General features: G+C 75.1%; 19 protein-coding genes and 1 pseudogene. 10 read left to right on the top strand and 10 right to left on the bottom strand.

What is annotated here, in order from left to right:
* Together V6U77_RS30105 and V6U77_RS25105 are read right to left on the bottom strand one after the other, a co-directional pair.
* Positions 1-282: helix-turn-helix domain-containing protein (locus V6U77_RS30105; protein ID WP_442934505.1), on the bottom strand; the 282-nt coding region annotated here is incomplete at its 3' end.
* Positions 283-578: 296 nt separating this feature from the next.
* Positions 579-1,379: a DedA family protein gene (locus tag V6U77_RS25105; RefSeq protein WP_334609153.1), complete on the bottom strand. Its 801-nt coding sequence runs from the start codon at positions 1,377-1,379 to the stop codon at positions 579-581.
* Positions 1,380-1,654: 275 nt separating this feature from the next.
* Between V6U77_RS25105 and V6U77_RS25100 the strand changes: the two genes are divergently transcribed.
* Positions 1,655-2,482 carry an MOSC domain-containing protein gene (locus V6U77_RS25100; RefSeq protein ID WP_334609152.1) on the top strand — a complete coding sequence of 276 codons (828 nt, stop codon included), beginning with the start codon at positions 1,655-1,657 and terminating at the stop codon, positions 2,480-2,482.
* Positions 2,483-2,488: 6 nt separating this feature from the next.
* On the opposite strand, the gene V6U77_RS25095 is transcribed toward V6U77_RS25100, so the two are convergent.
* The 4 genes from V6U77_RS25095 to V6U77_RS25080 form a co-directional block, all read right to left on the bottom strand.
* Positions 2,489-4,096, bottom strand: a complete 1,608-nt coding sequence (locus V6U77_RS25095; RefSeq protein ID WP_334609151.1) for a serine/threonine-protein kinase — start codon at positions 4,094-4,096, stop codon at positions 2,489-2,491.
* Between the two features lie 141 nt (positions 4,097-4,237).
* Positions 4,238-5,083 (bottom strand): SAM-dependent methyltransferase, encoded by an 846-nt coding sequence (locus V6U77_RS25090; RefSeq protein WP_334609150.1) that lies wholly within the window; start codon positions 5,081-5,083, stop codon positions 4,238-4,240.
* Positions 5,084-5,188: 105 nt separating this feature from the next.
* Entirely contained in the window at positions 5,189-6,070 is an 882-nt protein-coding gene (locus tag V6U77_RS25085) for a helix-turn-helix domain-containing protein (RefSeq protein WP_442934506.1), read from the bottom strand.
* A 155-nt stretch (positions 6,071-6,225) separates the two neighbouring features.
* Positions 6,226-6,465, bottom strand: a complete 240-nt coding sequence (locus tag V6U77_RS25080) for a DUF397 domain-containing protein (RefSeq protein WP_334609148.1) — start codon at positions 6,463-6,465, stop codon at positions 6,226-6,228.
* A gap of 259 nt (positions 6,466-6,724) precedes the next feature.
* On the opposite strand from V6U77_RS25080, the gene V6U77_RS25075 reads away from it, so the two are divergent.
* Positions 6,725-7,375, top strand: a complete 651-nt coding sequence (locus tag V6U77_RS25075; RefSeq protein WP_334609147.1) for a GGDEF domain-containing protein — start codon at positions 6,725-6,727, stop codon at positions 7,373-7,375.
* Positions 7,376-7,490: 115 nt separating this feature from the next.
* Positions 7,491-8,141: a flavodoxin family protein gene (locus V6U77_RS25070; protein ID WP_334609146.1), complete on the top strand. Its 651-nt coding sequence runs from the start codon at positions 7,491-7,493 to the stop codon at positions 8,139-8,141.
* A 3-nt stretch (positions 8,142-8,144) separates the two neighbouring features.
* Here the strand turns inward: V6U77_RS25070 and V6U77_RS25065 are convergent, their stop codons facing one another.
* On the bottom strand, positions 8,145-8,627 hold the full coding sequence (locus tag V6U77_RS25065) for a type II toxin-antitoxin system PemK/MazF family toxin (RefSeq protein WP_334609145.1): 483 nt from the start codon (positions 8,625-8,627) through the stop codon (positions 8,145-8,147).
* 87 nt (positions 8,628-8,714) lie between these two features.
* Here V6U77_RS25065 and V6U77_RS25060 point away from each other — a divergent pair.
* The 5 genes and pseudogenes from V6U77_RS25060 to prfH all read left to right on the top strand — a co-directional run.
* Positions 8,715-8,855, top strand: a pseudogene (locus V6U77_RS25060) (DUF4291 family protein); the annotation flags it as partial.
* 114 nt (positions 8,856-8,969) lie between these two features.
* A complete protein-coding gene (gene blaOXA / locus V6U77_RS25055; protein WP_334609144.1) occupies positions 8,970-9,926 on the top strand; it encodes a class D beta-lactamase in 957 nt (318 codons plus the stop codon).
* Positions 9,927-9,948: 22 nt separating this feature from the next.
* The gene (locus tag V6U77_RS25050; protein WP_334609142.1) at positions 9,949-10,350 is read left to right on the top strand and encodes a glyoxalase superfamily protein; all 402 of its coding nucleotides are present in this window, start codon (positions 9,949-9,951) and stop codon (positions 10,348-10,350) included.
* Between the two features lie 118 nt (positions 10,351-10,468).
* The gene (locus V6U77_RS25045) at positions 10,469-11,665 is read left to right on the top strand and encodes an RNA ligase RtcB family protein (protein ID WP_334609141.1); all 1,197 of its coding nucleotides are present in this window, start codon (positions 10,469-10,471) and stop codon (positions 11,663-11,665) included.
* The gene (gene prfH / locus V6U77_RS25040; RefSeq protein ID WP_334609140.1) at positions 11,662-12,357 is read left to right on the top strand and encodes a peptide chain release factor H; all 696 of its coding nucleotides are present in this window, start codon (positions 11,662-11,664) and stop codon (positions 12,355-12,357) included. The genes V6U77_RS25045 and prfH overlap by 4 nt, the downstream gene beginning before the upstream one ends.
* A gap of 273 nt (positions 12,358-12,630) precedes the next feature.
* Here prfH and V6U77_RS25035 read toward each other — a convergent pair whose 3' ends face one another.
* Positions 12,631-13,422 carry a TioE family transcriptional regulator gene (locus V6U77_RS25035; RefSeq protein WP_334609138.1) on the bottom strand — a complete coding sequence of 264 codons (792 nt, stop codon included), beginning with the start codon at positions 13,420-13,422 and terminating at the stop codon, positions 12,631-12,633.
* Positions 13,423-13,480: 58 nt separating this feature from the next.
* Here V6U77_RS25035 and V6U77_RS25030 point away from each other — a divergent pair, with 58 nt between their 5' ends.
* A complete protein-coding gene (locus V6U77_RS25030) occupies positions 13,481-14,698 on the top strand; it encodes an erythromycin esterase family protein (protein WP_334609137.1) in 1,218 nt (405 codons plus the stop codon).
* Here the strand turns inward: V6U77_RS25030 and V6U77_RS25025 are convergent.
* Together V6U77_RS25025 and V6U77_RS25020 are read right to left on the bottom strand one after the other, a co-directional pair.
* Entirely contained in the window at positions 14,661-15,269 is a 609-nt protein-coding gene (locus tag V6U77_RS25025; protein ID WP_334609135.1) for an AAA family ATPase, read from the bottom strand. The genes V6U77_RS25030 and V6U77_RS25025 overlap by 38 nt on opposite strands.
* 139 nt (positions 15,270-15,408) lie before the next feature.
* On the bottom strand, positions 15,409-17,046 hold the full coding sequence (locus V6U77_RS25020; protein WP_334609134.1) for a BCCT family transporter: 1,638 nt from the start codon (positions 17,044-17,046) through the stop codon (positions 15,409-15,411).
* Positions 17,047-17,441: 395 nt separating this feature from the next.
* Here V6U77_RS25020 and V6U77_RS25015 point away from each other — a divergent pair, with 395 nt between their 5' ends.
* Positions 17,442-18,713 (top strand): hypothetical protein, encoded by a 1,272-nt coding sequence (locus V6U77_RS25015; RefSeq protein ID WP_334609133.1) that lies wholly within the window; start codon positions 17,442-17,444, stop codon positions 18,711-18,713.
* Positions 18,714-18,716: the final 3 nt, after the last annotated feature.

Genomic DNA, 18,716 nt, shown 5'->3' with positions numbered 1-18,716 from the left:
CCGACCCAACCTCCGCGCGATCGACCGCATCGACTCACCCTCAGCCCGACCCAACCCGATCTGCTCCCGCTCCAGCGAACTCAACCTTGATACCACGACCACCCCAACGAAGATCCCGGAAGGGTGTTGCAACCACCGGTTGAGTCCGCCAGAGGGGCAGTCACGTACCAAGATCTCCCAGGCCCCAACGCCCGGCCCGGCCCGGCCGGCCGGCGTCGATCTGCAGTTGTGGTGCCGCACACAAGGCGCCAGTTCAGGGCACAACGCCCACCACAGGTGCATGATCCACCCGGGAGGGGGGCGGGCTTGTTCGGTCCCGCGGCTTGGCAGGGTCGCGGGGTACCGGGGCACCGCAGCTCGGGGCGATCTCGGGATGGCGGCACAGGGCGCGGCGGCCGGTGGTAGCTCGACGAGGTGGCCGTCGACCCGCGTGACGACCACGCGGTCCGCGTGGTCGCCCCCGGCCAGTTCACGACGCAGCCACCGGGCCTGCGGCGTCCGGGTGGGGCGGGCTCGGCGCCGGCCGGCGCGTCCGTACGCCGGCCGGCCGGGCGCCCCGGGGTGGTCGACGTACGGTCTCAGTGGGACAGGTCGCGGTCCGGGGTCTGACCGTCCGAGTAGGCGCTGCGGTAGATCGTGCCCCTGCCGGTCGGGTCCGGCGCGTAGGGCAGGGGGGCGGGGTCGACGGGCGGGGCGGGATCCTCGGCCGCGCCGCGGCGCGCCCGGACGACGCGGGAGACCACGAACCAGCCGGCGGCCGCCACGCAGGCGACGATGACCACCTTCTGCAGCACGCCGGCGTAGCCCTCGACCAGGTGCCAGTTGTCGCCGAGCAGGTAGCCGGCCATCACGAAGGTGGTATTCCAGATCAGGCTGCCGAGCGTCGTGTAGACCGCGAAGGTCCACACCGGCATCCGTTCCACGCCGGCCGGGATGGAGATCAGGCTGCGGAAGATCGGAATCATACGGCCGAAGAAGACGGCCTTCACCCCGTGCCGCAGGAACCACTCCTCGGTGCGGTCCACGTCGCTGAGCTTGACCAGCGGCAGCCGCTGCACGATCGCGCGGATCCGCTCCCGGCCGAGCGCGGCCCCGATCCAGTACAGCGCGAGGGCGCCGACCAGCGAGCCGAGCGTGGTCCAGAAGATCGCGCTGGCCACGCTCATCCGACCCTGTCCCGCCACGAAGCCCGCCAGTGGCAGGATCACCTCGCTGGGAATCGGCGGGAAGAGGTTCTCCAGGGCCACGGCCAGACCCGCGCCCGGGCCGCCGAGCCGCTCGACCAGACCGATGACGAAGCCGACCAGTCCGTCCTCGGGCGGAGCGGCCTGACCGGAGTCGGTGCCGGAGGCGAGCAGGGCGTGCGCGGTACGAATCATGGCCCACACGCTACGAACCGATCCTGAGAGTCCGCCACGGGGCCGGCCCTTCCGTCCGCCGCACGGCACCCGGGGACGGGTGCGAGACACCACGGCGGCCCCGCCCCGCCGACCGGCGCGCACCGGTGGGTGTCGGACCACTCGCCTAGAGTCATCCGCGCACGGCGGGCGAGGAGAGGCGGCGGCATGCGGAGGCGACCGACCCCGGGGACGGTCCGCGCGACGGAGGGCACCACCATCGCGTACGAGCGCGGCGGCACCGGGACGGCGCCACGATGACCGGCCGGCTGGCGCAGCTGTGGCGCTACCCGGTCAAGTCGATGCTGGGTGAGCGGCTGTCCGCCGTCGACGTCGGCCCGGCGGGCGTGGCGGGCGACCGGCGGCTGGCCCTGCGGCACCGGGGCACCGGGCGCGTGGCCAGCGCGAAGCACCCTCGACTGTGGCGCGACCTGCTGACGCTGCGCGCGGCCGGCGCCGTGCCCGGGCCGGTACGCATCACGCTGCCCGACGGGCGGGTCGTGTCCAGCGTGGATCCCGACGTCGACGGGGTGTTGTCCCGGGTGCTCGACATGCCGGTGACGCTGATCGACCGGCCGCCCGCCGGGGCGGTCCTGGACCGGGCCGACCCGGAGGCGGTGCTGGCCGCCGGTCTCGCCGCGGAGGTGCCGGTCGACGCCAACCCGCTCGGCGCGGCGGCGCCGGGCACGTTCTTCGACTTCGCGCCGGTGCACCTGCTCACCACGGCCACCCTGGCCCGGCTGGCCGCCCAGCCGCCCGGCGGCACCGTCGACGCGGTGCGCTACCGGCCCAACCTCGTGCTCGACGTCGACGTGGACGGCTTCGCCGAGAACGACTGGGTCGGCCGCGAGCTGCGGATCGGCCCGGAGCTGGTCCTGCGGGTGCTCGCCCCGACCCCACGCTGCGCGGTGCCGACCCTGGCACACGGGTCGCTGCCCCGGCAGATCGAGGCGCTGCGCGTCCCGGCCCGCCTCAACCGGGTGGCGCCGCTGCCTCAGCTGGGCCCGCAGCCGTGCGTGGGGGCGTACGCGCAGGTGGTGCGGGGCGGTCGGGTGGCGCAGGGGTCCGCGGTCGAGATCGGCTGAGCCGGCTCAGTCGTCGTCCTCGTCGTCGTCGCGGGACGGCGTGGCGACCCGGTCCAGCAGGGCGTCGAGGCGGGCCGCGGTGTCGGGCGGGATCTGTCCCTCCTCGGCGGCCTCGGCGAGTCGCTCCCGCAGCTGCTCGACCCGCTTGTGCCGGTCCTTCGGCTTGTCCCGGCTCAGGTCGGCGAGCTTGTCGCGCAGCCCCTCGACCGTCTTGCGGTCGACCTCGCCGCGGGCCTGTGCCCAGGCGAGCACGGCGGCGAACTCCGCGATGAACTGGGGCAGGCCGACCGGTTCGGGTCGCGTGGTCGCCGGCGGCGGGGCGGAGGTCCTGCTCGGCGCCGGTGTCGGCCTGGCGGAGGTCGGGCCGGCGGGCGGCGTGCCGGTGGTGGCGGGCGCCGCCGCCGGAGGCGGGCTTGCGCCGTCGGTGAGGACGATCGCCCCGACGAGCCCGACGAGCAGCGCGGCGCCGACGGCGACCAACCCGGTGGCGGGCCGGGTACGCGTCGCCCCCGCACCGCCGGCCGGGGCGGGCCGCCCGGCACGGGCGACCACGGGGTGGCGCCCGCCCCCAGGGTCGGGGTACGACACTCCGGCGCGGCCGGTGACGGGCCCCGGGACCGGAGCCGGCCGGGCCCGGTCGACCAGCGTCGGCGGGTGTGCCGGCGGGACAACGGCACCGGCGGACAGGGCCGGCGGGGCAGCCGCACCGGCGGAGAGTGTCGGCGACACGACGGCACCGCCGGACAGGGTCGGTGGGGTGTCCGTGGTCGGGCCGGCCGCTGCTGCCGCGGCGAGGCGGGCGGAGAGGTGGGCGGCGCCCGGCCGGTGCGTCGGGTCGGTGGCGAGGCAGGCCAGGGTCAGCTCGGCGACGTCGGCCGGGAGCCCGGGTACCGGCGGGGGCGGCACGGGCCGGTCCCCCGCGTGCACCTCCAGCGCGTCCTCCCAGGTCTGCACGGGCCGCGGGGCCCGCCCGGTCAGGGTGCGGTAGAGCAGCGCCCCGAGGGCGTAGACGTCGCTGGCGGGGTCCGGCGGCCCGGGTCGCATCCGCTCGGGGGCGAAGTAGGCGGGCGTACCCATCAGCAGCTCGCCGGTGTGCCCGGCGCGGGGGTGGTGCGGCCCGGCGAGCGCGGCGATGCCGAAGTCGAGCACCTTGGCGCCGGTGTCGGTGAGCATGACGTTGCCGGGCTTGACGTCGCGGTGCACCACGCCGATGCGGTGGGCGGCGGCGAGCGCCGCGGCGACCTGACCGGCCATCCGCACCGCCTGCGGCCAGGGCAGCGGACCGTCCGCGAGCCGATCGGCGAGGTTGCGCCCCTGCACCAGCTCCATCACCAGGTACGGCACGACCATGCCGCCGCCCAGGGTCGCCTCGCGGTAGTCGTACACCTGGGTGACGTGCGGGTGGGTGAGCCGGGCGGCGGCGCGGGCCTCGCGCTGGATGGTGGCCCGCAGCTGCGGGTCGGTGGCGAACTCCCGGGTGAGCGCCTTGACCGCGACGGGGCGGTGCAGCACCTCGTCGTCGGCACGCCACACCTCGGACATCCCGCCGAGGCCGATGCGCTCGCGCAGGACGTACCGGTCGTGCAACCGCAGGTCGGGCGAGAACGGCGACATAGCCGTTCAGTCTGCCCTGCCGGCGGGGGCGGCCACCAGCGTGGTGCCCGGTCGGGGGCGCCGTCGGCACGGACCGGGCCCGCTGTGGACGGCACGGAGGCGGACGACCAGGCGCCGGCAGCCGGCGTCCGCCCGGGGCGGTCAGCGCTTGCGGGCCACCGCCGCGTACATGCTGACCTCGGCCGCCGTCGGGCGGGGCTGTGGGGCGTCCTCGGCACGCCACTCGGCGACCGAGGTGACGCCGGGCTCCACCAGCTCCAGCCCGTCGAAGAAGCGGGTGAACTCGTCGCGGGTCCGCAGGTTGATCAGGCCGTGCGGGCTGCCACCCCGGGCCGCCTCCTTGGCCTGCTGGGCGACCTGCGGGGGCAGGTGGTCGTGGGTGGCGTGCGAGGCCGCCAGGTAGCTGCCCGGCGGCAGCGCGTCCAGCAGCCGCGTGACCACGGCGTAGGGGTCGTCGTCGTCGCCGACGAAGTGCAGGATCGCGACCAGCATCAGGGCGACCGGCTTGGACAGGTCGATGGTGCGCAGCAGGTCGGGATGGCGCAGGATCAGGTCGGGGTCGCGCAGGTCGGCGTCGATGTAGGCGGTCGCGCCCTCGGGCGAGCTGGTCAGCAGCGCCCGGGCGTGCGCGAGCACGATCGGGTCGTTGTCGACGTAGACCACCCGCGACTCGGGGATGACCGCCTGGGCGACCTCGTGGGTGTTGTCGGCGGTCGGGATGCCGGTGCCGATGTCGAGGAACTGGCGGATGCCCGCCTCGCGGGCGAGGTGCCGCACGGCCCGCTGGAGGAAACGCCGGTTCTCCAGGGCGGCGGTGCGGATCGTCGGGAAGGACGCCGCCACCATGTCGCCGGAGTCCCGGTCGGCCTGGAAGTTGTCCTTGCCGCCGAGCCAGTAGTTGTACCGGCGGGCGGGGTGGGCAACCGAGGTGTCGATGCGGTCGCTCGGGTGGGTGGGGCCGGTCGTGCCCGGGGCATCGGTGGTCAAGGCAGCCTCCACGATCTGCGCCACCCGCGACGGGGGCGTCCGTCCACTGTCGCCGGTCGGCGACCATGTTAGCCGCCGCGTCCCGAGGGCGAGACCCCGCCGTGGTCACCCCGGGTAGAGCTCGTCCAGGATCCCGCCGAGGATCTCGGGCGTACGCTCCGGCGGCTCGGCCTCCACGCAGAGGCGCTCCATCGCGACCGCGTAGTAGTCGAGGTCGTCGCGCTTGTCGAGGTAGAGCGCGCTGGTGAGCTGCTCGATGTAGACGATGTCGGGCAGTTCCCGGTCACCGAAGCGCAGGATGGTGAAGGCCCCGCCCGCCGCGGCGTGGCCCCCGGCGGCGAACGGGATGACCTGGAGCCGGATGTTGGGCGACTTGGTCGCCTCGACCAGCGCCGCGACCTGGTCGCGCATGACCTGCGGGCCGCCGATCGGCCGGCGCAGTGCGGCCTCGTCCACCACCGCCCAGAGCTGCGGGGGGTTCTCGCGGTGCAGCAACCGCTGCCGTTGCATGCGCAGCGCGACGCGGCGCTCGATCTCCGCCGGCGCGGCCCGCCCGTGCCCCAGCAGCACCACCGCCCGGGCGTACTCCCGGGTCTGGAGCAGACCGGGGACGAACTGGACCTCGTAGCTGCGGATGAGCGCGGCGGCCGCCTCCAGCCCGAGGTACGACTGGAACCAGCTGGGCAGCACGTCGCCGTAACGGTGCCACCAGCCGGGGCTGTTGGCGTCGCGGGCCAGCTTGAGCAGCGCCTCCCGCTCCTCGGACGCGGTGACGCCGTAGAGGGTGAGCAGGTCCGCGACGTCGCGTTCCTTGAAGCCGACGCGGCCCAGCTCCATCCGGCTGATCTTCGACTCGGAGGAGCGGATCTCCCAGCCGGCGCCCTCCCGGGTCACCCCGCTGGACTCACGCAGCCGGCGCAACTGGGCGCCGAGCAGCATCCGCAGCACGGTCGGGCCGGTCCCTTGACCGCCCTCGGCGGGACCCATCGTCACAGCCGACCTCCACACGCCGGTTCGTGCCGACCAGGTGCCCCCGCCGGCCGACGCGTAAGCATGCCATGGACCGTGAGTGAGGTGAACTCCTTCGGTGCGGTGGATCCGTGTCGCGGGAGGGAGGCGGTCGGCCGATCGGCGGGACGTGATCAGTCGAGCAGGTTGTCGAAGTCGCCGTCGCGGGCGCCGAGCACGAAGGCGGCGATCTCGTCCACCGTGTAGATCAGCGCCGGCCCCTCGGGGTGCCGGGAGTTGCGCAGGGCGATTCCGGCGCCGCCGGGCAGTTCGGCCAGCTCGACGCAGTTGCCGCTGGGGTTGCTCCGGCGGCTCTTCTGCCAGGCGAGCGGGGGCAGCTGATTGGTGGGAACGCCGTTCGGAGGCTGCTGCATGGACGTCTTTCTCTCGCGAGCCCCCGCGACGCCGGGCGGCGGCGCCCGGTGAGGGGCGCGCGGCATCGGCGAAGGCTTCCTGCACGTGCATCTGCTATTGCATCTGCATCGGACAGCGAGCATGATAACCCACGTGAACGGTACCCATCTGTTCACTCTGAGTCACCTGACCTGGGCTGCCGCCCGGAGGGGCGGGCCCCGGCGCGGGCGCGGACCCCCGCGCGCGGGGGCCGGGGACACCACGGCGATGGGAGGTCGCGTGCCGGATCCGTTGACCATCGCGTCCGGCATCTGTGCCGCCGGGGCACTCGCCACCTCCTGGCAGTTGCGCCGCCGGGCGATCCAGGCCGAGGTCGAGATCAGGCACCTCCAGGCCGAGCTCGCCGCCGAGCGGCACGCCGCCAGCCACGACCCCCTCACCGGGCTGCCCAACCGCCGCGCGTTCCACCGGCTGGCCGCCACGCTGCTCACCGACGCCGCCGGCCAGCCGCTGATCGCCGTCGTGCTCGACCTCGACGACTTCAAGCAGATCAACGACCGCTATGGGCACTCCGCCGGCGACCAGGTGCTGGTCAGCGTCGCCCAGCGGCTCGCCGCCTTCGCCGGGGACAACCTGGTGGCCCGGCTCGGCGGCGACGAGTTCGCCGGCCTGCTGGCCACCCCGACGATCGACCGGCGGTGGATCGAGCACGCCACCCGGCGGCTCTGCGACAGCCTCGCCGCGCCGATCCCGCTGGGCGGGCTCAGCGTCCGGGTGACCGCCTCGGTCGGGCTCGCGCCCGTCACCGGGCCCGCGCAGCTCACCGAGGCGCTCGACAGGGCCGACGCCGCCATGTACCGGGCCAAGAGCCTCGGGGTGGCCCGCCCACCCCGGCAGCTCGTCGACACCGCCCACCTGGCGGAGTGCTGAGGCCCCGGAGGACTACCCCACCGGTCCACGTCCGAGGCGGGCTCCCGACGTGTCCCCCGCCGGTCGCCGGGTATGCCGCCGGGGTCAGCGCCCACCGGCCGAGAGGGGAACCACCGTGGCGAGCATCCGGGCCGTGGTCCTCAACTGCACGCTCAAGCGGTCCCCCGCACCGTCGAGCGCGGAGGTGCTCGGGCGCGAGGTGCTCGACGCCCTCGCCGAACAGGGCGTGGCGGGCGACCTGGTCCGGGTGGTCGACCACGACGTGCGGTTCGGGGTCTCCGTCGACGAGGGCGACGGCGACGGCTGGCCGGCCATCCGGTCCAGGCTGATGGCCGCGCAGATCCTCGTGATCGCCACGCCGATCTGGCTCGGTCAGCCGTCCTCGGTGTGCAAGATGGTCCTCGAACGGCTCGACGCCGAGCTCTCCGAGACCGACGCCGAGGGCCGGCTGCTCACCTACGGCAAGGTGGCCGGCGTCGCGGTCGTCGGCAACGAGGACGGCGCGCACCACACCATCGCCGAGGTGCAGCAGGCCCTCAACGAGGTCGGGTTCACCTGCCCGGCGGCGGGGGCCACCTACTGGGTCGGCGAGGCCCTCAACAAGGTGGACTACCTCGACGCGCGGCCGAAGCCCGACACCACGGGGCGCACCACCAAGGCGTTGGCGCTCAACGCCGCGCACCTCGCCCGGTTGCTGGCCGAGCAGCCGTACCCGCCGCCGGATGCCAGCGCCGCCGCCGTCGGCCCGAGCAGGGAACCGGCCTGACGGTCAGCGCCAGCCGTAGCCGGCGCGCAGGGCCTGCCCGACCCGGTCGAAACGGGCCCGGTCCAGCACCGCGCCCTCCCGTCGGATGCTGTCCTCCCGCATGGTCAGCACGCGGTCCAGCCGCACCCAACTCGGCCGGTTGTCCCGGTCCCACTCGCCCGGTCCGAGCCCGAGCCAGTGCCGCTGCCCGGCGCGCTCGCTCTGGCTGGAGAGCATCAGCCCGAACAGGGTCCGGCTGTGCCGGCCCACCACCAGCACCGGGCGGTCCTTGCCCTGACGCGGGTCGTCCTCGTACGGCACCCACGTCCAGACGATCTCCCCCGGATCGGCGTGCCCGTCGAGCTCCGGGGCGTACGCCAACTGCCGGCGCTGCAGCGCGGCGACCTGACGGGGGCGGGCGACCTGCGCCGGACCCGGTCGGGGCCGGCGCGGCGACGGGATCACGCTGCCGACGCGGGCCGCCACACTCCTCAGAAGTCCTGCCACGCCGGCAGCCTATCCCCCATCGGGCCACCGGGCCCGGTGGGGACGATCCGGTGGACCGGGCCCGGACGAGCCGCCAGGATCGGCGCCGTGCCGGTTCCCCGCCATCGGATCCGTGCCCGTCACACCGCCGAGACCGTGACGGTGTACCAGGCGTACCCGCCGGAGATCGCCGCCCCGGCGCTGGCCGCCGGTCGCTTCGTGCCGCCGACCAAGCGGGAGCGGATGACGGGCGCCCGGGCGCGACCGTGAGCCGACCGGCGCCGCGCGGGCCCGGGCGGCGCCGCACCCACCCGGCACGTGCTTGACTGAGGGTCGGTGCCGGCACGGGCGGGGGTGGGGCAGGTGCTCTTCGAGACGCGCGCGCGGGGCCCGGCCGCGGGGCCGGCGGCCGTCGACCCGCCCCGGCCGCACGCCCGCTGCCGGCTTCGGGGCACCGGCGCGGCGGCGCTCGCCCTGCTCCTGCTGATCAGCGGCTGTACCCCGAGTGGGCGTCCGGAACCCCCGCCGGCCGACGCCGCGTCCGCCACCGCCGGCACGGGTCCGTCCCTTACGGCGGCCGCGCCGACGGTGGAGGCCCGCGAGGACCTGGCGGGCCTGTTCCGGCAAGCCGGGCTGCGGGGCACCTTCGTGCTGTACGACGTGACGGCCGGACGCGTCGTCACGGTCGACCGGGAGCGGGCCGCACGCCGGCTCGTCCCCGCCTCGACGTTCAAGATCCCGCACAGTCTGATCGCGCTGGAGACCGGAGTGGTGCGCGACGAGCGGGAGAAGGTCCCGTACGGCGGCCGGCCGCAGCGCGTCGCCGCCTGGGAGCGGGACATGGGGCTGCGCGACGCAGTCCGGGTCTCCAACGTGCCGGTGTTCCAGGAACTGGCCCGCCGCATCGGGCCGGACCGGGAGCGCGAGTGGCTGCGCCGGCTCGGCTACGGCAACGGCCAGGTCGGGTCGGCGGTGGACCGGTTCTGGCTGGACGGGCCGCTGGAGATCTCGGCCGTCGAGCAGGCCCGGTGGCTGGCCCGGTTGGCCCGGGGCGAGCTGCCGGCCGACCGGGGACACCAGGCGACCGTCCGGGACATCCTGCGCCTGGAACGCACCGCCGGGTACGCCCTGCACGGCAAGACCGGCCAGACGGACGCCACCGACCCGGGCGTCGGCTGGTGGGTCGGCTGGGTCGAGCGCGGCGACCGGCTCTACTGCTTCGCGCTCAACGTGGACATCCGCGCCGACGGCGACGCCGACAAGCGCCTGCCGCTGGGCCGGCAGCTGCTGCACCGCCTCGGCGCCCTGCCCGCCCCCTGACCCCGCCCACCGAGGAGCCCCGATGGCCGACACCGACGTCGCATTCCACAAGGTCGTTCCGACGCTGCCCGTACGCGACGTGTCGGCGTCGGTCCGCTGCTACGTCGACACGCTGGGCTTCACCCTCGGCGGTCGGACGGGCGAGGAGTTCGCCTCGGTGTTCCGGGGCGAGGACGCCGCGGTCAACATCTACCTTCGGCGTTGTCCGGGCGATTTCACCCCGGCGGAGTGCTTCGTCATGGTCACGGATCCCGACGCGCTGCACGCCACGTACGCCCGACGGGACGTGACCGTCGTCGAGCCACCCCGGGACACCGAGTGGGGATACCGGCAGTTCACCGTCGCGGATCCCGACGGCCACCGGCTGCACCTGTTCCGGCACCTCGACCGGGCGGGAACACCCCCGGTTGAGGACGGCGGATAACCGCTTGCCGCACGTGGGCGGCTCCGGAATCGTATGGGGCATGACGTTCTGACGGGCAACATCCATCGCCACAGGCGCGGCACCGACCGGCGCCGTGGCGCCGTCCGTCCATCCCCGTATGCGCGAGAAGCGAGCGTCCTTGTTCAAGCACCGTCCCCTGCCCCGGTCCGCCCCGGCCACCGTCGCCGTGTTCGCCTCCCCCACGAGCTGGATCGAGTCCGACGCCCTCGCCCAGTGCCAGCAGGTCGCCGCCCTCGACGGCATGATCCACGTCGCCGCCATGCCGGACCTGCACCCCGGCAAGGGTGCCCCCATCGGCGCCGCCATGGCGTCGACCGTGTTGTACCCGTTCCTGGTGGGCTCCGACATCGGCTGCGGCATCGCCGTGTTCCCGATCAGACTCAAACGGGCCGTGCCGGAGCGGCTCGCCGCCCGCTTCCCCGACCTCGACCACCCGCTCGACCCCGAGCGGGACGCCGACGACCCTGCCTGGGCAGTCGTCACAGGCGGCATCCCCGCCGGTCACACCGAGGGACTCGGCACGGTCGGTCGGGGCAACCACTTCGTCGAGCTGGCGCGCGTCGGGACCGTCTTCGAGCCGGGCCACGCGAGTCGCCTCGGGCTCGACGCCGGCGACCTCGTGCTCGTCGTCCACTCCGGCTCCCGGGGGCTGGGCGAACGCGTCCTGCGGGCGCACACCGAAGCCCACGGCGCGGGTCCCGCCCCGGACCCGGCGGCCTACCTGGCGGCGCACGACGACGCCGTACGGTGGGGAGCGCTCAACCGGCGGCTGCTGGCCGCCCGGGTCGCCCACGCCCTGGGGGCCGAGCCGACCGAGCCCGTCGTCGACCAGTGCCACAACCTGGTCCAGGTCCGCGACGGGGTCTACCTGCACCGCAAGGGCGCGGCGCCGGGCGACGGCCGCGACGTGCTCGTCGCCGGCACCCGGGGCACCCCCTCCTACCTGGTGGCCGCCCACGCCGGCCCGGACGCCAACCACTCCGTGGCCCACGGGGCGGGCCGCAAGATGTCACGCGCCGACGCCCTGCGCCGCAGCCGCGCCAAGCACACCGTCGAGGAACTGCGGCGCACCCCCGTGGGGTCGCTGGTGGTGTGCGGCGACCGGCAGTTGCTCTTCGAGGAGGCACCGACCGCCTACAAGCGCATCGAACGCGTGATCGGCGACCTCGTCGCCCACGAGTTGGCCACGCCCGTGGCCACCACGGTTCCCCTGGTCACCTACAAGACGCCCGACGTGGCGGCCGCCGCCCGCCCCGGCCGCCGCGACGAGCGCCGCACGCGGGGCCGGTCGTGAGCCTGCACCTGCTCATGTCCGCCGGGCGCGGCCCCCAGGAGTGCGCCTGGGCACTGGCCCGGCTGCTGCGCCGCCTGGAGGCCGACGCCGCCAGCCGGGGCGTGACGACCCACCGCGTGCAGACGGTGCCCGGTGACCGGCCCGGCACCCACCGGTCGGCCCTGATCAGGATCGACGGCGGCGACGCCGGGGCGTTCGTCGCCTCGTGGACCGGCACCCTGTGCTGGCAGGCCCCCAGCCCGTACCGGGCGGGCGCCGGCCGGAAGAACTGGTACGTCGTCGCCCGACCGTGCCAGCTCGACAGCCCGGCGACGACGTTCGCGGAGGCGGACGTCGACATCGTGGCCTGCCGCACCGGCGGGCCCGGCGGCCAGCACCGGAACAAGGCCAGCACGGCCGTGCGGGCGACCCACCGTCCCTCGGGCATCGTCGTCGTGGTCGACACCGAGCGGCAGTTCAGCCTGAACCGCCGCCTCGCCCTCCAGTTGCTGCGGCAACGCATCGCGGGCGGCGACGAGGCCGGAGCGCGTGCCCTCGTCGCCGCCCGGTGGCGCGTCCACGACGAACTCGTGCGCGGCGACCCCACCCGCGTCGAACGCCCGCAACGGTCGGACCCGGCATCCGCCCCGCCGCGGCGGACTCGCCCACGTCGGGGCCGCTCGACCCACGACCCGGACGCGTCAGCCTCGTGAGCGGCAGACCAGCGAGGTCGACACCCGCCGTCGGCGAGCGCGCGGCGGGAACCGGGCGGCCGTCGGGCGATCACCCGCACCCGCGCGTCCGCCGGGCGGTTGCCGCCCTGCCTCCCCACCGACCCGCCGTGCGCGCTGGCGGTGGCGGCGGCCCGGGAAGGGATCGGTGCGGCCTGCCTCCCACCGGCCCGCCGTGCGCGCTGGCGGTGGCGGGGGCCCGGGAAGGGATCGGTGCGGGCGGGACGACGGCCGTCCGAAGGGCGACGGTGACGGTCAGCGGGAGCCACCCGGCGACGGTGCCGGCCCGGTGACGGACGAGGCGGTGGTGCGGGTGCCCGGCCCGGCGCCGGGCGGGGCCGGGCGGCACTCCAGGTAGGCGTCCAGCAGGGCCGCGCCGGTGAGCATCGCGCGGCCCCTGGCCGAGAGGCGGGCGCGCCAGTCGGACAGCATCGACTCGAGCGGCGCGACGCCTCCGGCGGAGCGGACCTGGGCGATCAGCGCGGCGATCTGCTCCAGCAGGTAGCCGCCCCGTCTGAGCTGGTGGGCCAGCCGGGCGTCGCGCACGTCGGCCGCGCTGTAGATCCGGTAGCCCGTCTGCGGATCGCGGCGGGGCCGGACCACGCCCGCGCGTTCCCACTTGCGCAGGGTGGCCGGGCGGATGCCGAGCCTTCTCGACAGGGGACCGACGAACGTGTCGCCGCGTTCCTGCGGCACCGGCTCGAGGTCGCGGAGTGCGGCTTCGACGGCGCGCAGGGTGCGGCGGTCGTCGAGGAGCTGGGCGTGGCTTTCGTCGATGAGCCGGAGCGCGTCCTCGGTCGCATCCCGGTTGGCCGCCTGCATGATCGCCGTGGCCGTCTGGTGCCCGTGGCCGCGCACGAGGGCGAGGAACGCGTGCAGCGCCTGTGCGTGCAGCGGCGTGTAGGTGCGGTAGCCGTGCGAGGTGCGTGCGGCGGCCGGCAGGATGCCGGCCGCCTCGTAGTTCCGGACCGCCTGCGCGGACAGCCCGTGCGCGCGCGCCAGATCAACCGGCCTGAGCCGCTCACTGTTTTGAAGGTTCCGCCCCATCGTCCTGCCAATATCGCGGAGAAGTTTCCACCGGGAGTTCAACGATACCGTTGAGGATATGACTGCTGGCATCAGAGACGCCGCCCATCCCGTCGAGGCCTCGGCCGTCATGGGCCTCCTCCCGACCCGGCCGCGGCTGCTCGCCCTGGGCGAGCCCACTCACGGCGAGGACCTCCTGCTCGACGTACGCAACGACCTGTTCCGGCAGCTCGTCGAGCAGGAGGGCTACCGGACGATCGCGATCGAGAGCGACTGCCTGACGGGCCTGGTCGTGGACGACCACGTCACGTCCGGCGCGGGCACCCTCGACGAGGTCATGGCGCGCGGCTTCAGCCACGGGTGGGGCGCCCTCCCGGCCAACCGCGAGCTGGTGCGCTGGATGCGCGCGTACAACGACGGCCGGCCCGCGGCGCAGCGGCTGCGCTTCGCCGGCTTCGACGGCCCGCTGGAGATCACCGGGGCCGCGAGCCCCCGACAGGCCCTCAGCGCACTGCACGCCTACCTCGCCGCCGGGGCCGACGCCGACCTGCTTCCCTGCGACGCCGAGACGCTCGACCGCCTGCTCGGCGCGGACGACCGCTGGACCGATCCCGCCGCGATGACGGACCCGTCCCGGTCCGTGGGGCAGACGCCCGAGGCCAGGCGGCTGCGGCTGCTCGCCGACGACCTGGTGACGCTGCTCGACGCGCAGACGCCTCAGCTGGTCGCGACGTCCGCACCTCAGGACTGGGAGCGGGCACGCCTGTACGGTCGCACCGCCACCGGACTGCTGCGCTACCACTTCTGGATGGCCGACACGTCGCCGGGCCGCCTGGCGCGGCTGCTGGCCCTGCGGGACTCGATGATGGCCGCCAACCTGCTCGCCATCGCCGCGCGGGGCCCGGCGCTGGTGCACGCGCACAACGGCCACCTCCAACGGCACAAGGGCACGATGCGGATGGGCGGCTCGCTGCTGCGATGGTGGAGCGCCGGCGCGATCGTCGGCGCCCACCTGGGCGAGGAGTACGCCTTCCTCGCCACGGCCCTCGGCACGATCAGCCACCGGGGAGTGGACGCCCCGCCTGCGGACACCGTCGAGGGGCTGCTGTACGCGCTACCGGAGCAGCGTCACGTCGTCGACGCCCGCCGGCTGGCCGACGCCCTCGCCACCGTGCCGCCCGCCGCCCGGGTGTCCCCCTGGTTCGGTTACGCCCCGCTCGATCCGGCCCACGTGGCCGGCACCGACGGGATCGTGTTCGTCAGGGACGTCCGGCGGGGTCGGGCTGGCCCCGGGTGAGGCAGGCGAGGAGTTCCCGGTAGGCCTCGTCCACCCTGCCGTGCTCGCTGCGCACCACCCGGGTCGCGGGGCGGGTGGCGACGACCGCGAGCAGCCGGTCGTACATCGCCGCCAGCTCCGCGGCCCCGCCGTGGCGCTCGAGCATGCGCTGGGCGTCGAGGTGCGCCGGATCCGTGGAGGTACGGCTGCGCTCGGCGAAGCGCCGCAGCGCGTTCTCCCTGCTGTCGAGCAGGACCATCTCGTGGAACGTCGCGCCGGTGTCGCGCGCCACGCCCTCGGCCTGCACGATGAAGTCGGCGCGGCCGAGGAACTGAGGGATGATCACGTCGTGGCCACCGGCCAGGTGTGCCCGGGCCGCCGCCAGGGCGACGGTGCGGGCGAGGAGCCCGGCCGCGCCGGCATGGTCCCGCCACCGCCCGACGAGGTCACGGATCCGGTCGATGTCGAGGTCGAGCGCGAGCGGGTGGTCCTCGACGTACCGGCGGGCCAGCGTCGACTTGCCGCAGCCGGGTGGCCCGTTGAGCACGATCAGGCGCGGCACGGGCACGGCGGCCGACGGGACCCGCGTCACGACGCACCTCCTCGGTCGACCCGGCGCCGCCGGGAGGACGGACGCCCACGATCGTACGTCCGACCGCCGGCGACCGGGGTCCGGGCGCCCGGCGGCGGCCGGCCCCGGTCTCGGGGCCGGCCGTCGAGAGGGCCGGTGCTCAGGAGGCGTCGGGATCCGCGGCCGTCGGCCGTGCGGCGGCCGAGACGAGGGCGCGCAGCTCCGGGGACATCGTGGCGCTGTCGGGCTCGCGCCGCAGCTCCCGCAGCAGCCCGACGACCATGCCGACCATCACGAACAGGAACGGCAGCGCGGCCAGGATCGTCAGCGACTGCAGGGCGGACAGCCCGCCGGCGAGCAGCAGCACCGCGGCCACCAGGCCGGTCAGGACGCCCCACATCGAGACCAGCCAGGCCTTCGGCTCCAGGTTGCCGCGCGAGGAGAGCGTGCCCATCACCACCGAGGCGGCGTCCGCGCCGCTGACGAAGAAGAGCGCCACCAGCACCATGACCAGGATCGCGGTGACGGTGAAGAAGGGGAACTCCCGCAGGACCGCGAAGAGCGCCGCCTCCGGGCTCTCCGCCACCGCGGCCGACAGGTCGGTGCCGCCGAGTTGCAGGTCGATGGCGGTGCCGCCGAACACCGAGAACCACACGACGCTGACGAGGCTCGGGATGGCCACCACGCCGAGGATGAACTGGCGGATGGTGCGGCCCTTGGAGATGCGGGCGATGAAGGCGCCGACGAACGGGGTCCAGGAGATCCACCAGGCCCAGTAGAAGATGGTCCAGCCTGCCATCCACTGCTCGCCGCCGAAGGCGCCGGTGCGGAAGCTCATCGGGATGAGGTCGTAGAGGTAGCCGCCGGTCGACGCGGTGAGCGTGTTCAGGACGAAGACCGTCGGACCCACCACGAGCAGGAAGAACATCAGCGCCACCGCGAGCACCATGTTGGTGTTCGACAGGAACTGGATGCCCCGCTTGACGCCCGTGACGGCGGAGATCACGAACGCCACGGTGAGCACCGCGATGATGCCGATCGCCAGCGGGGTCGACTTGGGCACGTCCCAGAGGTTCGTCAGACCACTGTTGATCTGGAGGGCGCCGAGGCCGAGGGAGACGGCCGACCCGAACAGCGTCGCGAAGATCGCGAAGATGTCGATGGCCCGGCCGGGTCCGCGGTTGGCGCGCTCGCCGATGAGCGGGAAGAAGGCGCTGCTGATCAGGCCGCGCCGGCCCTTGCGGAAGGTGAAGTAGGCAATCGTCAGGCCCACCACGGCGTAGATCGCCCACGGGTGCAGCGCCCAGTGGAAGAACGAGTACTCCATGGCGACCCGGGCGGCCTGCGGGGAGTTCGGTTCGGTGAGGCCGCGCGGCGGGGTCGCCAGGTGCGACAGTGGCTCGGCGGCGCCCCAGAACATCAGGCCGATTCCCATTCCGGCGCTGAACATCATCGCCACCCAGGACACGGTGGAGAACTCGGGCTTGTCGTCGTCGCGGCCGAGCTTGATCCGGCCGTACCGGCTGAGCGCCAGCCAGACCGACAGCACCACGAAGCCGGTGCTGGCCAGCACGAACACCCAGCCGAACGACCGGACCACCCAGTCGAGCGCGGTGCCGGTGACCGAGGCCAGGTTGTCGGTGGCCGCGATGCCCCACACGACGAAGAGGACGGTCACCGCGGCGGCGACGCCCAGCACCGTACGGTCGACGCCCTGCGCGAGCCGGGACGCTCGGGGCGGTGCGTCCTCCGGCGGGGTGTCGTCGTCGGTCGCCGGGCCTGTGGCGGACACGGTCATGGTGTGTGGACCTCCGTGGGCCTGCGGGCGCACAGGCCGCGTCGCGGCACCGCGCGCCGGTCGGCCCGCATCTCGGGTTGTCCCGCGCCCCGTTTGGGCGCCCGGGAACTCGGACGGTCGTCGCTGACGTCGCCGGCCGGCCGCAGAGAGTTCCACCGGAACTGGCCCGCCACGGACGTCGGCGCCGACCGGCGATTACTCTCGGCGTCGATGTTGGAGGAGACCCTGCGGTCTCATGACAGTCGTGTGACAGAACCGGGTGCGGCGGCGGTCGCCCGCTCGTGTCGTGCCGCGACGGGTACGCACCGGCGGGTGCGACGCGGTTCGACGGCCGACGCGGGGTGACGGCGGCCCGTGGTGGTGACGGCGGCCCGCCGAGCGGGCACAGTGAAGCGGTGACGACCGACATCCGCACCCCCCTGGCCCGCTACGCCGACCGCCTGCACGCCGTGATCGGCGACGGGCACCATGTCGCCTCCCCGCTCGGCGCGTGGCTGCTGCTGGCACTCGCCGCGCCGGCCGCCACCGGCCCGACCCGCGCGGCGCTGGAGGAGGTGCTCGGCACCGACGCGCGGGCCGCCGCGGAGGCCGCCGGCGCCCTGCTGGGGGCGCCGCACCCGCTGGTCCCCTCGGCGACCGCGTTCTGGCACCGGCCGGGGCGCGAGACGACCGGGCTCGACGGGTGGCGGGCGACCCTGCCCGCGTCGACCGCGACCGGAGCGCTGCCGGACCAGGCGGGGCTCGACGGGTGGGCCCGCGAACACACGCTCGGCCTCATCGAGGCGTTTCCGCTGACGGTCACGCCGGACGTGCTGCTGGTGCTGGCCAGCGCCCTGGCCACCCGGGTCTCGTGGGCGTCCCCGTTCGAGGTGGCGCCGGCCGACGCGCTCGGGCCCGGCAGCGCCTGGGCCGGCGGGCTGCGCCGGGCGCTGCGCAGCCCGCTGCACGGCCACCGCTGCTGGATCGCCGACACCGCGCGGGCGGGCACCGTCGCCGTGCACGTCGCCCCCACCCAGCCGGCGCGGAGCGCCGACGGGGCGGCCGGGCTGCTGGTGGTCTCGGTCGTGGCGGCACCCGACGTGTCGGCCGGGGACGTCCTCGCGGCGGCCCACGAGCTGGCGACGGCCGCCGCCGACACGCCCGAGCGTGAGCTGCCGGCACGGCGGCGTTCCCTGTTCGACGTGCCGCTCGGCGAGGGACCGCTGTGGACCCTGCGCGAGGAGCCGACCCGCACCTCCGCGCCGGACGGCCGCGAGGAGCGGGTGACGGCGGTGCTGCCCTGCTGGTCGGCCCGCAGCCGCCACGAGCTGACCGCGCCCGGGCTGGGCTCCCCCGCCGTCGCGCGGGCGTTCGGGGAGCTGCTGGACGCCCCGGGGCTCGGATTCGAGGCGGCCCAGGCGGCGATGGCCCGCTACGGCCGCTACGGCTTCGAGGCGGCGGCCGTCACCGCTTTCGGCGCGACGCTCAGCCTGTCCCCGGAGGGGGTGGCCCGCATCGCGGAGCTGCGCTTCGGCCACCCGTACGCCGTGGTGGCGGTCGCGACCGACGAGCGGGCCGGCGGCGGGGCGCCCGGCCCGTGGCAGGGGGTGCCGGTCTTCTCCGCCTGGGTCGCCGAGCCGGAGGAGCTGCCGGAGGCCGACGTCGCCGACCGCCAGGGGGACGCCTGAGCG

The organism is Micromonospora sp. CPCC 205546, assembly GCF_036902715.1.
GTDB lineage: Bacteria > Actinomycetota > Actinomycetes > Mycobacteriales > Micromonosporaceae > Micromonospora.
Note: the sequence above shows the minus strand (reverse complement) of the source record. Positions and strands in the feature narration are given on the sequence as shown.

What these genes read in the sequence shown, in the direction of transcription:
- V6U77_RS25035 (WP_334609138.1), bottom strand. Translation starts at nt 13,422, where the DNA reads ATGGGGCGGAACCTTCAAAACAGTGAGCGGCTCAGGCCGGTTGATCTG.
- V6U77_RS25045 (WP_334609141.1), top strand. Translation starts at nt 10,469, where the DNA reads ATGCGCGAGAAGCGAGCGTCCTTGTTCAAGCACCGTCCCCTGCCCCGG.
- V6U77_RS25100 (WP_334609152.1), top strand. Translation starts at nt 1,655, where the DNA reads ATGACCGGCCGGCTGGCGCAGCTGTGGCGCTACCCGGTCAAGTCGATG.
- V6U77_RS25030 (WP_334609137.1), top strand. Translation starts at nt 13,481, where the DNA reads ATGACTGCTGGCATCAGAGACGCCGCCCATCCCGTCGAGGCCTCGGCC.
- V6U77_RS25085 (WP_442934506.1), bottom strand. Translation starts at nt 6,070, where the DNA reads ATGGGTCCCGCCGAGGGCGGTCAAGGGACCGGCCCGACCGTGCTGCGG.
- V6U77_RS25080 (WP_334609148.1), bottom strand. Translation starts at nt 6,465, where the DNA reads ATGCAGCAGCCTCCGAACGGCGTTCCCACCAATCAGCTGCCCCCGCTC.
- V6U77_RS25105 (WP_334609153.1), bottom strand. Translation starts at nt 1,379, where the DNA reads ATGATTCGTACCGCGCACGCCCTGCTCGCCTCCGGCACCGACTCCGGT.
- V6U77_RS25095 (WP_334609151.1), bottom strand. Translation starts at nt 4,096, where the DNA reads ATGTCGCCGTTCTCGCCCGACCTGCGGTTGCACGACCGGTACGTCCTG.
- V6U77_RS25020 (WP_334609134.1), bottom strand. Translation starts at nt 17,046, where the DNA reads ATGACCGTGTCCGCCACAGGCCCGGCGACCGACGACGACACCCCGCCG.
- V6U77_RS25050 (WP_334609142.1), top strand. Translation starts at nt 9,949, where the DNA reads ATGGCCGACACCGACGTCGCATTCCACAAGGTCGTTCCGACGCTGCCC.